Origin of the sequence: Catenulispora pinistramenti, from assembly GCF_018274385.1 — a bacterium.
In the GTDB taxonomy this organism is placed as follows: Bacteria; Actinomycetota; Actinomycetes; order Streptomycetales; family Catenulisporaceae; genus Catenulispora; species Catenulispora pinistramenti.
Genome location: NZ_JAAFYZ010000009.1, coordinates 24,871 through 39,434, shown reverse-complemented (window position 1 = coordinate 39,434; position 14,564 = coordinate 24,871). Strand labels below are relative to the sequence as shown.

Here is a 14,564-nt window from a genome sequence, read left to right as displayed (position 1 = left end):
GTACTACAGCGGCGTACTACGAAACAGCGGCCTTGGCCGCCAGCGCGTCGCCGATCTCGGAGGTCGTCCGCGGCGTGGCGTTCGCCGCGCGCTCGGCGAGGTCGGCCTCGACGGCCGCCTCGATCCGGCGCGCGGCCTCGGACAAGGCCGGGCTGGCCTTGGTGCGTCCGAGGTGGTCCAGGAGCAGGGCGGCGGAGAGCACCGCGGCGGTCGGGTCCGCCTTGCCCTGCCCCGCGATGTCCGGCGCCGAGCCGTGTACGGGCTCGAACATCGACGGGAAGGTGCCGGTGACGTCCAGGTTCCCGGAGGCCGCCAGCCCGATGCCGCCGGTCACCGCGGCGGCCAGGTCGGTGATGATGTCGCCGAACAGGTTGTCGGTGACGATCACGTCGAACCGCTCCGGCTGGGTGGCCAGGAAGATGGTCGCGGCGTCGACGTGCAGGTAGTCGGTGGATACCTCGGGGAACTCCGCGGCCACCGCGGTGAAGACCCGGCTCCACAGCGAGCCGGCGAACACCAGCACGTTGGTCTTGTGGACCAGCGTCAGCTTCTTGCGCGGCCGGGCCTGCGCCCGGGCGAAGGCGTCGCGGACCACGCGCTCGACCCCGTAGGCGGTGTTGAGGCTGACCTCGGTGGCCACCTCGTGCACGGTGCCCTGGCGGATGGTGCCGCCGTTGCCGGTGTAAGGACCCTCGGTCCCTTCCCGGACGACGACGAAGTCGATCGGCGCGGTATCGCGCAGCGGGCCCTGGACGCCGGGGAACAGCTTCGACGGCCGCAGGTTGACGTGGTGGTCGAAGGCGAACCGCAGCTTGAGCAGCAACCCGCGCTCGAGCACGCCGGAGGGCACGCTCGGGTCGCCGATCGCACCGAGCAGGATCGCGTCGTAGCCCTTGAGCTCGTCCAGCACCTCGTCCGGCAGCGTCTCGCCGGTGGCGTGGTAGCGGCGGGCCCCGAGGTCGTACTCGGTGCCCTCCACCTTCACGTCCTGCGGCAGCGCGGCCTGCAGGACCTTCAGGGCCTCGGCGGTGACCTCGACGCCGATGCCGTCGCCGGGGATCACGGCCAACCGGATGGAGGAGGGTGCTGTCATGGTCCTACGGTAAACCGTGTCTCGATGGGCAAGCTGTGAGTGTTCGCTATGTGGACTGGCACTTCGCGATCGCGGCCGCTCAGCGGCTGCGGCGGTCCAGCGCCTGCTGCAGCGCCTCGCGGGCGGCAGCGGCGGCCTCGGAGGAGGCGGCGGAGGTGGACCGGGGGCGACGGGTGCGGGTCATGGCGGACTCCAGACAGGGTCGTGATGCGGATGGTCGTCATAGTGGAGGACGACTCCGAAGGGTGCCGGAGTACTGCTGGGGGGACTACCGCGGTAAGGGTGGCCTGCGGCGCAAGGAAAACACTAGGACATCCGACTAAATCTTGTCTGCGCCGCGGGCGGATGTTCTTACGATGTGAGACCACCGCGAACCGTCCCGCTCCGTCCCCTTCGCCGCCCACATGCCGCTTCCGCCCGGACAGCGAAGAATCAGGAGCTATGAGCCCGGCTCCCACCCGAACCCCCGAAACCGGCGCGCACCAGCCCGAACACCGCCGCGAACGCTACGGCGACCGGCTCTTCCGCCCCGAGCGCGTCGCCACCGAACTCCCCCGGCTCTCAGCCCTGGCCGCCATGTACGACGAGCACACCTTCCGCTGCCTGAAGGGCCTCGGCATATCCCCTGGATGGCGGTGCCTGGACGTCGGCGCCGGCCCCGGGGATGTCGCCCGCTGGCTGGCCGGGGCAGTAGACCCGGGCGGCACAGTGACGGCCCTGGACCGCAGCGTCCGCATGCTGAACACCTTCGCGAACCCGTCGAACCTCGACGCGCTGGAAGCCGACGCCCTGGAAGCCGAGCCCGGCCAGTACGACCTCGTCCACTGCCGCATCACGCTGATGCACACCCCGCAGCGCGCCAGACTGCTGGCCCGCCTGGCCTCCTGGGTCCGCCCCGGCGGCTGGCTCATGGTCGGCGACGACGTCGACTTCGCCACCCACTCCTCCCCGCACCCCGCCCTGCGCCAGACTTTCGCCGCGATGCGCCGCATGCTGAACACCACCATCGGCACCGACTTCCACTTCGCCCGCGACTACCCGGGCCGGCTCGCCGAACTAGGCCTGACCGACATCGGCGAGGCCGCCACCACCCCGGTCCTGCGCGCCGACAGCCCGGCCAACGATTTCTGGCTGCGGACCTGGGACCAACTGTGGCCGCGGATGGAACTCGACGAGGCGGTGTACCGGGAGGCGCGGCGGCTGTTGCAGGATCCCGAGGTGGTCGACCTGTCGCTGACGCACGTGGCGGCTTGGGGGCGGCGGCCGGAGTAGCGGGCGCGATCACCGATACGCGATCACCAGTAGCCGCGGCGGGCGCACGTCCGGGCTGCCCCACGCGGTTGGCCGCGATCCGCTTTGGCCCACACCGGCTCCCCCACACCCGCGCCCCCACAAGCCGATGGGCGGCCCCGGAACCGGGACCGCCCATCGCAACGCTCTGCCTCACCCGGCCGCGGCCGGTGCGGCTCAGTTCTCCAGCGAGATGTTGTGCACCGCGGCGGCGCCGATCGTGGACTTGATCTCCTCCAGCAGGGCGGCCGGGGCGACGGAGTCGATGGTCAGCGCGACCAGCGCCTCGCCGCCCTTGGCGGCCCGGGCGACCTGCATGCCGCCGATGTTGATGCCGGCCGCGCCGAGGATGCCGCCGAGCTGGCCGACCACGCCGGGGCGGTCGGTGTAGCGCAGGAACAGCAGGTGCTCGGCGATGGTGACGTCCAGCTGGAAGCCGTCCACCTCGACGATCTTCTCGACCAGGCGCGGGCCGGTGACGGTGCCGGAGACCGAGACCACCGAGCCGTCGGCCAGGACGCCGCGGACCGTGGTCATGTTGCGGTAGTCCGGGCTGTCCGAGCTGGTGGTCAGCCGGACCTCCATGCCGCGCTCGGTGGCCAGCAGCGGGGCGTTCACGTACGACACCGAGTGCTCGACCACGTCCGCGAAGACGCCCTTGAGCGCGGCCAGCTCCAGCACCTTGACGTCGTGCTGGGTGATCTCGCCGCGGACGATCACGTCCAGCTGGGTGGGCGCGGCGCCGGCCAGCGCGGTGAACACCCGGCCCAGGCGCTCGGCCAGCGGCAGGCCCGGGCGGACGTCCTCGGCGATGGTGCCGCCCTGGACGTTCACGGCGTCCGGGACCAGCTCGCCGGCCAGGGCCAGGCGGACCGACTTGGCCACCGCCACGCCGGCCTTCTCCTGGGCCTCGTCGGTGGAGGCGCCCAGGTGCGGGGTCACGACCACCTGGTCCAGGTCGAACAGCGGCGACTCGGTGCACGGCTCGGTGGCGAACACGTCGATGCCCGCGCCGCCGACCCGGCCCTCCTTGATCGCGATGGCCAGCGCCGCCTCGTCCACGATGCCGCCGCGCGCCGCGTTGATGATCCGCACGCCCGGCTTCACCTTGGTCAGCGCCTCCTCGCCGATCAGCCCCAGGGTCTCGGGCGTCTTGGGCAGGTGCACGGTGATGAAGTCGGACTCGGCCAGCAGCTCCTCCAGGCTGACCACCTTGGCGCCGAGCTGCCCGGCCCGGGCCGGCTGCACGTAGGGGTCGTAGGCCAGCAGCCGCACGCCGAACGGCGCCAGCCGCTGCGCGACCAGCTGCCCGATCCGGCCGAAGCCGACGATGCCGACGACCTTCTCGTCCAGCTCCACACCGGTGAACTTGCTGCGCTCCCACTTGCCGGACTTCAGCGAGGCGTTGGCCTTGGGGATGTGCCGCGCGGTGGCCAGCAGCAGCGCGATGGCCAGCTCGGCGGCGGAGGTGATGTTCGAGGTCGGGGCGTTGACCACCATCACCCCGGCCTTGGTGGCCGCGCCGACGTCGACGTTGTCCAGGCCCACGCCGGCCCGGGCCACCACCTTCAGGTTGCCGGCCACGGCCAGCGCCTCGGCGTTCACCTGGGTCGCCGAGCGCACCAGCAGCGCGTCGGCCTCGGGCAGGGCGGCCAGCAGCTCGGCGCGGTCGGCGCCGTTGCAGTTCCGGATCTCGAAATCGGGGCCGAGGGCGTCGACCGTGGCCGGCGACAGCTGCTCGGCGATCAGGACGACAGGTTTCGCGGACACCACAGGCTTGGTCACGACAGCTCTTCCTTCACGCAGGTCGGAGTGAATTCGCCCGGATCCACGACGCTGTGATGTGGGCTGTACGCGGCTCAGTGTAGACCTTGCCGGGTGCCGCTCACGGGTGGCGCCGCGTAGTGAGACGGTGTGTCGGATGCCGGGACGGGGGTGTCACGGGGGCGTCGCGTGATGCAGCGCATAGCCGGTGGCACTAAGTGCCACCGGGGTTAAGACGTAGCATCGACCTTATGAGTATTGCCGTCGAGCACGGGATCACCGAGGACGCGATCCACAATGCGCTCTCGAAGGTCCAGGACCCTGAGATCCACCGGCCGATCACCGAGCTGGACATGGTGAAACAGGTCCACGTCGCCGCCGACGGCGCCGTGCAGGTGGCCATCTTCCTCACCGTCGCCGGCTGTCCCATGAAGGACCGGCTCACCAACGACATCAAGCGCGAGGTCGGCACCATCGCCGGGGTCACCGCGGTCGAGGTCGAGCTGGACGTGATGAGCTCGGAGCAGCGCGAGGCGCTCAAGACCAAGCTGCGCGGCGGCCAGGTCGACCGCGAGATCCCGTTCGCCCAGGCCGGCAGCCTGACCCGGGTCTACGCGATCGCCTCCGGCAAGGGCGGCGTCGGCAAGTCCTCGGTGACCGTGAACCTGGCCGCGGCGCTGGCCGCGAAGGGCCTGAAGGTGGGCGTCGTGGACGCCGACATCTACGGCCACTCGATCCCGCGCATGCTCGGCGTCACCGACCCGCCGACCCCGATCGACGACATGATCCTGGCCCCCACCGCGCCCAGCGGCGTCAAGGTCATCTCGATCGGCATGTTCACCCCGGGCAACTCCCCGGTGGTGTGGCGCGGCCCGATGCTGCACCGCGCGATCCAGCAGTTCCTGGCCGACGTCTACTGGGGCGACCTGGACGTGCTGCTGCTCGACCTGCCGCCGGGCACCGGCGACATCGCCATCTCGGTGGCCCAGCTGGTCCCGAACGCGGAGATCCTGGTGGTCACCACCCCGCAGCAGGCCGCCGCCGAGGTGGCCGAGCGGGCCGGCACCATCGCCGTCCAGACCCGCCAGCGCATCACCGGCGTCATCGAGAACATGTCCTGGCTGCCCTGCCCGCACTGCGGCGAGCAGGTCGACGTCTTCGGCAGCGGCGGCGGCGAGAGCGTGGCCGAGGCCCTGACCCGCGCCACCGGCACCAAGGTCCCGCTCCTGGGCCAGGTCCCGATCGACGTCCGGCTGCGCGAAGGCGGCGACAGCGGCGAGCCGCTGACCGCCTCGGACCCCGACTCCCCCGCGGCCCAGGTGCTGATCGGCATCGCGGACAAGATCGCTACGCGCAGCCGCGGTCTGGTCGGCATGTCGCTGAACGTCTCGCCGGTGCGGAAGTAGATTCGCGCGTTTATACGCGGCGGCCCGGGCGGACGGCCCGCGAATTAACTCGCTTCGCAGGGCTCTGACTACATGCGACCATGAAGGCATGCGGTCGGAGCCCTCAAGGGCCGACGGTCGCTGACGCCGGAAAACCCGAGAGCGGGCCTCAGAAGCCTGAGGCCCGCTCTCGCATATGATCGGCACCGCCGGAAGGGACCCCCGATCCCGCTCCGGCAGCCGGCGGGCCGCTCGCGCCGCCCGCCGTGCCGCTCCTTCAGTTCAGGGACATCCCTAGTTCAGGAACATCCCGGCGAACGTCCGGCGCGCGCGCCGGGTGCTCTGCTTGCGCAGACGGCTGGCCTCGCGCAGGAAGCGCTGTCGCTCAGCCTGGTCCCGCAGCTCCTGTGATCGGTAGCGTGCGGCTTCTTCGTATTGGAATAGCATCTTGAAACTCCTTGTGGGATCGCCGGTCTCGGCGGTCGCTGAAATCTGTCTCGGGTACTGCTGGAACTGCGTGTCCTGCTGAATCAGCTGCGGGTTCTCGGCCCGGTGGCCGGATTTCTGCAGCATCTGCTGGCGCGGAAGACCGTGGGTGTTCATGCCGGGATCGCAACCTTCTTGGCGGCCTCGACCGCGGCGGCGGCCTCGGCGGCGATCTGGGCCTCGACCACCGCGGCGTCCTTGCGGGGACGGCCCCGCGGACGCTTGCGGGCGACGATCACACCCTGAACGAACAGCTCACCGCCCCAGACCCCCCACGGCTCCCGGCGCTCCAGGGCGCCGGCCAGGCAGGCGGCCTTCACCGGGCACTCGACGCAGATCGCCTTGGCGAACTCGACGTCGGCCGGGGTCTCGGCGAAGAAGACCTCCGGGTCGTAAGCCCGGCAGGGCAGGGTGGTGTCGGTCTGCTCGACGACCGTGTCGAACACGTTCTGCACTGTGAGTCACCTCGTCAGTTGGTTGCTCCCGGCTTGAGTTCTTCAGGCCGGGTCTTGCGGTACCGCTCCCGCTCCGGGGTCACCGTCGCGGGCCGTACTGTCGTGCGTTGAGAAACACGAAGGCCGCGGATCCCTTATCGGGATTCCGCGGCCTCAAGTCCTGCCGGCTGAAGAGGGTTCTTCATCCGGGTGGACCTGAGGTACGGAAGTCCCACGGGGTCATCGGCTTGCTGCCGTTGTCGCCCTTGCTGCTGTCGTTGCCGTCGTCATCGCGCTCAGAGGTGCCACTCAGTTGGGCCTGGGCCAGAACCGGCTGCGTGACGGGGCGCGGACGCTCCTGTCCCTGCAGACCGACATAGCCGTGCCGCTCCAGCAGACCCGCACCCAGGGCGATGAGCCCCAGGAAGCCGGCCGCACCGGCCAGGCCGGTACCGGAGACGGACTCCACCCGCGCAGCGGCGAAGGCCGAGCCGAAGCACTCCTGCCCGGACACCAGGCGGTGAGCGGAGGCGGAGCTCTCGGACGCACGGAAAACCGGCGCAGGAATCACGGCCTGCACGCCTTCGATGACGACATCGGTCATCAACCTCATGGAACTCGCCTCCTTACATTCGCCTCGGTGTGGCAGGAGCCGCTGGCAGTCGGCACCACACGTTTACAGGTGGAAATCTTCAGTTGCGGCGCGCGGGGCGCCTTGGGCGATCCCTCGCCCGCATCGGAAGGTTAAGTGATCCCCATTGTGGACCGCAAACTATTTTTGACCTGCGGTTATGCCCTTGAGCCCAAACTTTCCGGCTCCGATGGCCCCCACCCCGGTCGACACAGTTGCCCCCAACCTCGACGCTGAACATGCTGTCAGAAGCGAACGGGGCTGTCACCCCTTTCACGCCAACTTTCTGGAAAACTTCGCGAGAAGATGAGCGAGGATGGGATAAGCGACGGGGAGCGGCAAGCGATCAGCGCGAGGGGCCCAAGGGCGGGGATCTGAGAGCGTGGGAGCGCGCGGGTAAGCGCTGGGAGCGCGGGAGGGCGCGAGCACATATGGATATGAACCGCGATCCGTCGGGCGACGGGGACGACGTCTTCGGCCCGATCCAGGACGGCGAAGAGGTCTTCGAGTGGATCGACGACCTGGAAGCCGAGGACGGGCCGGCCGAGAAACCGGCCCGGCGGGTCCTGACCTTCCGCGAGCGCCTGGCCGCCGTCCGCGCCGGCGGCCGCCGGCTGCGCCGCTCGCGCCGGGAGGTCACCGCCGCCGCGGCCGCGATCGTCCTGGCCTGCGCGATCGGCGGGGCCTGCACCGCCTGGTTCGACAACGTCGCCGGTGCGGCGGACCGCGCGGAGGTCGTCTCGCTGGCCGTCGACTCCGTGGTCGACGGCGACCCGGCGGCCTCGTCCTACAACGCCGCCAGCAGCTCGGCCATGGGCCAGTACCTCGTCGAGATCGCCAACAACGGCCCGGACGCGGTGACCCTGGACTCGGTGAGCGTCGACGCCGGCACCCTGATGATGTCCAGCACCGGCTGGAAGCCGCTCGGCCCCTCGGCGCGGATCCCCGCCGGCGGCACCGCCGAGGTCGCGCTGACCGTCAAGCTGTTCTGCCCCTCGGTGCTCCTGGGCCAGCAGACCGGGATGTTCGGCACGGACACCGACGGCGTCGGCGGCGGGTCGGCGCTGGCCTTCCCGGCCGTCCACGCCCGGGTCCGCGACGCCGACGGCGACCTGCGCGATCTGACCCTGCCGACCCGGGTCACGGTGTCCTCCCATCTGAACGCGGACGTCGGACAGCTCGACTTCGGCAGCCCGGACGGCACCTCGGTCCCGCAGATCGTCTCGGCCGACAGCGGCGCCTGCGCCCAGTACGCGGCGGACAAGGCCACCCAGCGCACGATCGCGATCGGCAACGCGGGCCGGTTCCCGAGCAGCATCGAGTTCGGCTACGACAAGGTGCTCACCCCCGCCTCCGACGGCACCTTCGCGCTCGGCTTCACCGTGAAGAACATCAGCAATCACCCCGAGGTTCTGACCACCCGCTCCGACCCCGCCTATCTGGTCGACAGCGAACTGCGCACCGACTGGCAGCCGGCGGTGATCAACCTCGCCCCCGGCGCGTCCGCCTCGGCCCGGCTGACGATCTCCATCCACAACTGCACCAGCGTGCTGGCCGGTGCCCCGATCCTCGGCGAGACCATGCTGGAGGAGACGGACACCACCGGCGGCGCCCCGCCCCAGCCGGTGTTCATCGACCAGGCGCTGACCGGGTCGCTGCGGCTGGCCGGCGATCTGGTCCTGCAGGAGAAGGCGGCGTGCTGATGACCGACCTGATCGAGTCCGAGGACGAACTGCTCGACCCGCAGGCCGGCCCGCCGGTCGTCACCCCGCCGCACCGGGTGGCCGCGGCCTGGCACCGGCTCCGCGACCGGACGCCGCTGCGCTCGGTGCGCTCGGTGCGCTCGGTGCGTGAGACCGATCCGGAGCGGCACCGGCGCCTGGTGCTGGCCGGACTGCTGGCGGTCGCGGTGGCCGCCGGGGCCGGGGCGACCGGGGTCGCCGTGCACCGCGGCGACCTGCACGGCGCCCAGGCCCGGACCCAGGACCGGACGCTGCTGCACCTGCTCGGCGGCAGCGCCGCGCTGACCCTGAGCGAGTCCGGCGACTACGGCGGCGTCGACCTGCCCGGCAGCCTCCAGACCCCGCTGCAGGCGCACTTCGCCATCGCGGTGCGCAACGACGGCGCGAAGCCGGTGGACGTCACCAACCTGCGGATGACGGTGCCCGGGGTCGACGTCCTGGCCACGCCGGGCCGGATGAACCTCGCCCCCGGCGACGCCGAATCGCTGACCGGCCTGGTCGCCGTGCACTGCGACGCGCTGAACCTGCGGGAGTACCCGACCGGCGTCACGGTGTCGGTCCGCACCTCGGCCGCGAAGGGCCGGCCGGCCGGACCATCGACCACCCTCACGCTGGCCTTCGACCCCGGCCACCCCACGGCCGATCCGGGGGCCGGCGCCGTCGACGAGCTGGGCGGAATCGTGGGCAACCTCGGCTTCACCACCACCTCCAGCTTCTACCGGCTCTGTGGCGACGCACTGACGCTGATGCCGCCGCAGGTGAGCGCCACAGCGGTGACCGGCAGCCCGGCCCCGAGCCCGCAGAACCCGGTCGTGCGCTACTGGCTGCACATCGACTCCGACGCCGCCCAGATCGCGGTGCCGCTGCCCAAGCCCCCGATCGTCCCCGGGGTGAGCGCGCAGAGCGACCTGGCCGGACCGGCGCAGATGATCGGGGTCGAGGGGCTGGACGTGGAAGTCACCGACCGCATCACCGACTGTTCCCAGTTCGGCGACTACCTGGCGATCCGCGGCGGGGCCGAGCAGGCCGGGGCGTCTTTGAACGCGGCGACGCCGATCGGGCTGGAGCCGGTCGATCCGCGGTTCCGGACCACGGCCACGCCGCTGTCCTCGGCGGTGCAGTCGCAGTTCGACGGGCTCACGCCCGGGACGGCCGATCTCCAGACAGCGCTGCTCTCCCAGCTCGCCGCGGTCTGCCCCGACCTGTGATCGGCGACCGGTGATCCGCGGCTATCGCTCGGTATCCGGATCAGCCGGCGTACCGGCACCCGGCCACGAACCCGCGATGATCCCCAGAACCTCCTCGCCGTACCGGTCCGCCTTCGCCTTGCCGACCCCGGCGATCCGGGTCAGCGCGGCGGGGGTGGCCGGGCAGGACTCGCCGATCGCGGTCAGCGTGGCGTCGGTGAAGATGCAGTAGGCGGGGAGCTTCTGCTTCTTCGCCTGGCCCGAACGCCACTCGCGCAACGTCTCGAACAGCTCGGGATCCAGGTCGCTCGGGCAGGTCTCGCAGCGCCCGATCTTGCGCTCGGCCGCGTCGATCAGGGAGCGGTGACACACCCGGCAGGTGATCGGTTCCACGGTCCGGCGCGGACGGTCCTCGGTGTCGGCCGAGGAGCCGGAGCTGCGGCGCCGTCCGGCCGCGCCGCCCCTTATGACAGCGCCCGCCGCGCCCTCGCGGTGGTCCCGGCCCACGCCGCCGCGGAGCCCGTCCAGGAAGCGCGAGGGGGAGCGCGAGGCCCGGCCGCCCGGCGAGCGGGCCAGTGCCCACGACAGGAACAGCCGCTCGCGCGCGCGAGTGACCCCGACGTAGAGCAGCCGCCGTTCCTCCTCGATCTGCTCCGGGGTCTCGGCGTAGGTGATCGGCATCATGCCCTCGGTCATGCCGACCAGGAAGACCGCGTCCCACTCCAGGCCCTTGGCGGCGTGGAAGGTGGACAGGGTGACGCCCTCGACGGTCGGGGCGTGCTGGGCGTCGGCACGCTCGCGCAGCTCGGCGCTGAACCGGTCGAGACCGGCATCCGGATGGGTGCGGCCGTACTCCTCGGCCAGCGAGACCAGCGCGGCCAGGGACTCCCACCGGTCGCGCAGGCGCCCGGCTCCCTTGGGGGCCAGCGGGGTCCAGCCATGGCTGGAGAAGATCGCGCGGACCTCCTCGGCCAGGCTCTCCCCCTCGTCCTCGTCCGGGCCCCCCGCGCCGAGACCGGGCAGCGCGTCGGAGGCGTTGTCGGAGCGGGCCTTGGCCGCGCCGCGCAGCCAGACCTGGATCGCCTCGCGGACCTCGGGGCGCTCGAAGAAGCGCTCGACGCCGCGCAGTATGTAGGGCACGCCGACGTCGCTGAAGGCCTGCTCGTACTCCTCGGACTGGGCGTTGATGCGGTAGAGCACGGCGATCTCGGAGAGCCGGACCCCGGCGTCCACCAGCTTCTTGATCTCCCGGGCCACCTCGCGGGCCTCGGTCTCGGCGTCCGGGTGCTCGGCGAACTTCGGCCGCGGCCCGTCCGCCCGCTGCGCGATCAGCTGGACCCGGGCCTTGGCGGCCCGGCCCTCGGCGCGGTCCAGCAGGGCGTTGGCCAGGGCCACCACCTGCGGCGTGGAGCGGTAGTCACGGACCAGCTTGACCATGGTCGGGTCGTCGAAGCGGTCGGCGAAGTCCAGCAGATAGCGCGGATCGGCGCCGGTGAAGGAGTAGATGGTCTGGCTGGCGTCGCCGACCACGCAGACGTCGGCCCGCTCGCCCAGCCAGCAGTCCAGCAGGCGCTGTTGCAGGGGGTTGACGTCCTGGTACTCGTCGACGGTGAAGTAGCGGTACTGGTTGCGGACCGTCGCGGCGATGTCCGGCCGGTCCTCCATGATGCCGATGGTGAGCAGCAGCACGTCCTCGAAGTCGATGGCGTTGCGGTCCCGCTTGGCACTCTCGTACTCGGCGTAGACCTTGGCCACCTCAGCGGCGTCCCGCGGCGGCGTCCGCAGCGCCTTGGCCGCGGCCCCGGCATAGTCGTCGGCCACCACCTGCGTCGACTTCGCCCACTCGATCTCACCGGCCAGATCCCGCAACTCAGCCCGCTCGGCATGCAGCCGCAACCGCCGCACCGCCTCCGAGACCAGCGGGATCTTCGAGTCGATCAGCTGCGGATTCGGCCCGCCAACCGCCTTCGGCCAGAAGTACTGAAGCTGCCGCAGCGCCGCGGCATGGAACGTCCGCGCCTGCACCCCACCCGCACCCAGCTGCCGCAGCCGCCCCCGCATCTCCCCAGCCGCCCGCTGAGTAAAGGTGACGGCCAGCACCTGACTCGGGATGTACTCCCCAGTCGCGACGCCATAAGCGATGCGGTACGTAATAGCCCGCGTCTTCCCGGTCCCGGCCCCGGCCAACACACACACCGGCCCGTGCAGCGCCTCAGCCACGGCACGCTGCTCAGGGTCGAGCTGTTCCAGAAGCCCGCCGGCGGCGACCGGTCCGGAGCCAGGAGGAGTCTGCGCCATCCGTCCATGTTCGCATCAACAGCCGACAAGCCACGCCGCGCATGCGGAAGAATCGAGCCCCCGCCGTGGTTGCACCCACCGGATGTTCCCGACACCCGACAGGAAGTGGAAGATGAGCGACCAGATCACGATGTACTCGACGACCTGGTGCGGCTACTGCCGCCGCTTGAAGAGCCAGCTCCAGCGCGAGGGCATCGGATTCGCCGAGGTCGACATCGAGCAGGTGCCCGACGCCGCGGAGTACGTGATGAGCGTCAACGGCGGCAACCAGACCGTCCCGACCGTGGTAACAATTCCCGCCAGCGGCGGCGACCCGATCGTTCGCACCAACCCTTCGTTGGCGCAGCTCAAGGCTGATCTGGCCAGCTGATCTTCCTTCGCCTGTGACTCAAGTCACAGGCTCCGAAGGCCTTGCCCCGGCATTTTGAGAACAACGTGTCGGGGTTTCGTCGTGTCCGGACTCGTGACGCTTGCCGGTCAAGCTTGGTCAAGTTCCTAGCGTCCTGGATCACCGCCGGTGCAAGCTCGGTCTCATCGGTCGTCACCCACCACTCAAGAGGGCACCATGGCTCTGCACATGCTTGGCAAGGACCCGAACAGCGAGAACGGGCAGTCGCCCACCGTTTACTACGACGACGTGACCGGCAACTACATCCTTCAGGGTTGGAAGGTGCTGGATGCGGATCGGCTCGCTCAGATGAGCATCCCGGAGCACGAGACCGTGATCGAGTTCCCGGCGCGCATGATGCAGTTCTTCCCGGAGGTGAGCGGTGGCAGTGGCCACGTCGTTTGATGAGCTGATGGCCTCCGTCCAGCGGTCGGCCGTGCATCTGGAGATGCGCGACGGCTACACGCGGAGTTCTGAAGCCTTCATCGCATGGCGAGGCGGGTACCGTGGCGCTCCCACCAACGCGCCTAGCCAGGACTGGCGTGAGCTGGTTCGGACTACGACAGCACGCGGAGTCAAGATCCAGCGGGCACGGATCGTGTCCGAGCCGCTGAGTGACTTCGTGCAGTTCGAGTACGACATCACGGCAGAACACAACGCCGCTGCTGGAGAACAGGTCAGGTGGCTCGCGAGGCGCGACGCGTCAGATCTGATGCTCCCCGGTAACGACCTGTGGATCTTTGATGACCGGGTGGTTCAGTTCCTCCACTTCGCCGGTGATGGAACCTACTTGGATTCGACCTACGACGATGACGCGCGGCTCGTGAAGGTCTGCTCTGACAGCTTCGCGGCCGTGTGGGCCCGGGCCACGCCGCACGAGAACTACCGGCCCACGGACTGAGCGACTTCGTAACCGTGCCCAAGTCGCCATCATCAGCAGCGCAGCAAGCGAGGGAAGCGCTGGGCCAGCGCCTTCGTACGATCCGCAAGGATGCGAGGATCACCGCGAGGGCTCTGGCCCAGGAAGCCGGCTGGCATGAGACCAAGTGTTCTCAACTCCAGTCCGGGAACCGCCCGCCGTCCGAAGAAGACATCAGGACATGGACGCGCATCTGCGGCGCGGAGACCGAAGCTGATGACTTGATCGCGGCGGCTCGCAACATCGAAGGCATGTACGTCGAGTGGCGTCGCTTGCAATCGGCGGGGCTCACCAGGCTTCAGCAGCGCAAGGCGCCGCTCTTCGAGCAAACCAGATCCTTCAAGATCTACTGCTCGAACTTCATGCCGGGAGTTCTCCAGGAACCCGGCTACATCGCAGCGCTCTTCACCTTGATCACGGACTTCCACGGCACGAAGAATGACGTTGACGCGGCAGTAGCCGCCAGGCTCGACCGTTCAAAGGTGATCCGCGAGGGTAACCACACGTTCGCCATCCTGCTTGAAGAGGCAGTCCTTCGGTATCGCCTCGGCGATGACGAAGTGATGTTGGCGCAGCTCGTTCAACTCCTATCGGGGATGTCCCTTCCGAGCGTCAGCCTCGGCATCATCCCCGAATCGGCCCCTCGTGCCATGTGGCCCGTTGAGACGTTCAACGTCTACGACGACAAGCTTGTCTCCATCGAGTTGCTTGGCGCTCAGGTGACGATTACGGCGCCTAGCGAGGTTGACGTGTACGTTCGCGCGTTCTCCGCGCTCTCCGGCATGGCGGTCAAGGGGAAGGCGGCTCGTTCCCTGATCACGGCCGCTATCGAAAGACTCGGATAGCAGGTCAAGTTTGGTCTAGTTCGTTGAGGCGCTGGTCACGAGAGCACCCCGGTATACCTCGTATGGAGGGAGCCGGACCGTGAGCCTGTGGCCACCCGGGTC

Annotated in this window: 13 protein-coding genes and 1 pseudogene; 8 read left to right on the top strand and 6 right to left on the bottom strand. The window is 69.8% G+C overall.

Features of this window, described 5'->3' with window-relative positions; genetic code table 11:
- Window positions 1–16: 16 nt before the first annotated feature.
- Window positions 17–1,093, bottom strand: a complete 1,077-nt coding sequence (locus KGQ19_RS04230; protein ID WP_212007725.1) for a 3-isopropylmalate dehydrogenase — start codon at window positions 1,091–1,093, stop codon at window positions 17–19.
- Between the two features lie 441 nt (window positions 1,094–1,534).
- Between KGQ19_RS04230 and KGQ19_RS04225 the strand changes: the two genes are divergently transcribed.
- On the top strand, window positions 1,535–2,365 hold the full coding sequence (locus KGQ19_RS04225; RefSeq protein WP_212007724.1) for a class I SAM-dependent methyltransferase: 831 nt from the start codon (window positions 1,535–1,537) through the stop codon (window positions 2,363–2,365).
- Window positions 2,366–2,560: 195 nt separating this feature from the next.
- Here the strand turns inward: KGQ19_RS04225 and serA are convergent, their stop codons facing one another.
- Window positions 2,561–4,153 carry a phosphoglycerate dehydrogenase gene (gene serA / locus KGQ19_RS04220; RefSeq protein WP_368862054.1) on the bottom strand — a complete coding sequence of 531 codons (1,593 nt, stop codon included), beginning with the start codon at window positions 4,151–4,153 and terminating at the stop codon, window positions 2,561–2,563.
- A 245-nt stretch (window positions 4,154–4,398) separates the two neighbouring features.
- On the opposite strand from serA, the gene KGQ19_RS04215 reads away from it, so the two are divergent.
- Window positions 4,399–5,553 (top strand): Mrp/NBP35 family ATP-binding protein, encoded by a 1,155-nt coding sequence (locus KGQ19_RS04215; protein ID WP_212007722.1) that lies wholly within the window; start codon window positions 4,399–4,401, stop codon window positions 5,551–5,553.
- A gap of 273 nt (window positions 5,554–5,826) precedes the next feature.
- On the opposite strand, the gene KGQ19_RS04210 is transcribed toward KGQ19_RS04215, so the two are convergent.
- From KGQ19_RS04210 to KGQ19_RS04200, 3 genes and pseudogenes are all read right to left on the bottom strand, one after another.
- A complete protein-coding gene (locus tag KGQ19_RS04210) occupies window positions 5,827–6,135 on the bottom strand; it encodes a hypothetical protein (RefSeq protein WP_212007721.1) in 309 nt (102 codons plus the stop codon).
- 77 nt (window positions 6,136–6,212) lie between these two features.
- Window positions 6,213–6,473: pseudogene (locus KGQ19_RS04205) on the bottom strand (WhiB family transcriptional regulator); the annotation flags it as partial.
- Between the two features lie 181 nt (window positions 6,474–6,654).
- Window positions 6,655–7,065, bottom strand: a complete 411-nt coding sequence (locus KGQ19_RS04200; protein WP_212007720.1) for a hypothetical protein — start codon at window positions 7,063–7,065, stop codon at window positions 6,655–6,657.
- Between the two features lie 449 nt (window positions 7,066–7,514).
- Here KGQ19_RS04200 and KGQ19_RS04195 point away from each other — a divergent pair, with 449 nt between their 5' ends.
- Window positions 7,515–8,786, top strand: coding sequence for a hypothetical protein (locus tag KGQ19_RS04195; protein ID WP_212007719.1), 1,272 nt, complete (start codon window positions 7,515–7,517; stop codon window positions 8,784–8,786).
- Window positions 8,786–10,033, top strand: a complete 1,248-nt coding sequence (locus tag KGQ19_RS04190) for a hypothetical protein (protein ID WP_212007718.1) — start codon at window positions 8,786–8,788, stop codon at window positions 10,031–10,033. Before KGQ19_RS04195 ends, KGQ19_RS04190 begins: the two co-directional genes overlap by 1 nt.
- A 21-nt stretch (window positions 10,034–10,054) precedes the next feature.
- On the opposite strand, the gene KGQ19_RS04185 is transcribed toward KGQ19_RS04190, so the two are convergent.
- Entirely contained in the window at window positions 10,055–12,310 is a 2,256-nt protein-coding gene (locus KGQ19_RS04185) for an ATP-dependent DNA helicase UvrD2 (protein WP_212007717.1), read from the bottom strand.
- Between the two features lie 112 nt (window positions 12,311–12,422).
- On the opposite strand from KGQ19_RS04185, the gene KGQ19_RS04180 reads away from it, so the two are divergent.
- From KGQ19_RS04180 to KGQ19_RS04165, 4 genes are all read left to right on the top strand, one after another.
- Complete coding sequence (locus KGQ19_RS04180; protein ID WP_212007716.1) at window positions 12,423–12,680, top strand: glutaredoxin domain-containing protein; 258 nt, start codon at window positions 12,423–12,425, stop codon at window positions 12,678–12,680.
- 195 nt (window positions 12,681–12,875) lie between these two features.
- The gene (locus tag KGQ19_RS04175) at window positions 12,876–13,103 is read left to right on the top strand and encodes a hypothetical protein (protein WP_212007715.1); all 228 of its coding nucleotides are present in this window, start codon (window positions 12,876–12,878) and stop codon (window positions 13,101–13,103) included.
- Window positions 13,081–13,599: a DUF6879 family protein gene (locus KGQ19_RS04170; protein ID WP_212007714.1), complete on the top strand. Its 519-nt coding sequence runs from the start codon at window positions 13,081–13,083 to the stop codon at window positions 13,597–13,599. The genes KGQ19_RS04175 and KGQ19_RS04170 overlap by 23 nt, the downstream gene beginning before the upstream one ends.
- Window positions 13,600–13,613: 14 nt before the next feature.
- The gene (locus KGQ19_RS04165) at window positions 13,614–14,462 is read left to right on the top strand and encodes a helix-turn-helix domain-containing protein (protein ID WP_212007713.1); all 849 of its coding nucleotides are present in this window, start codon (window positions 13,614–13,616) and stop codon (window positions 14,460–14,462) included.
- Window positions 14,463–14,564: the final 102 nt, after the last annotated feature.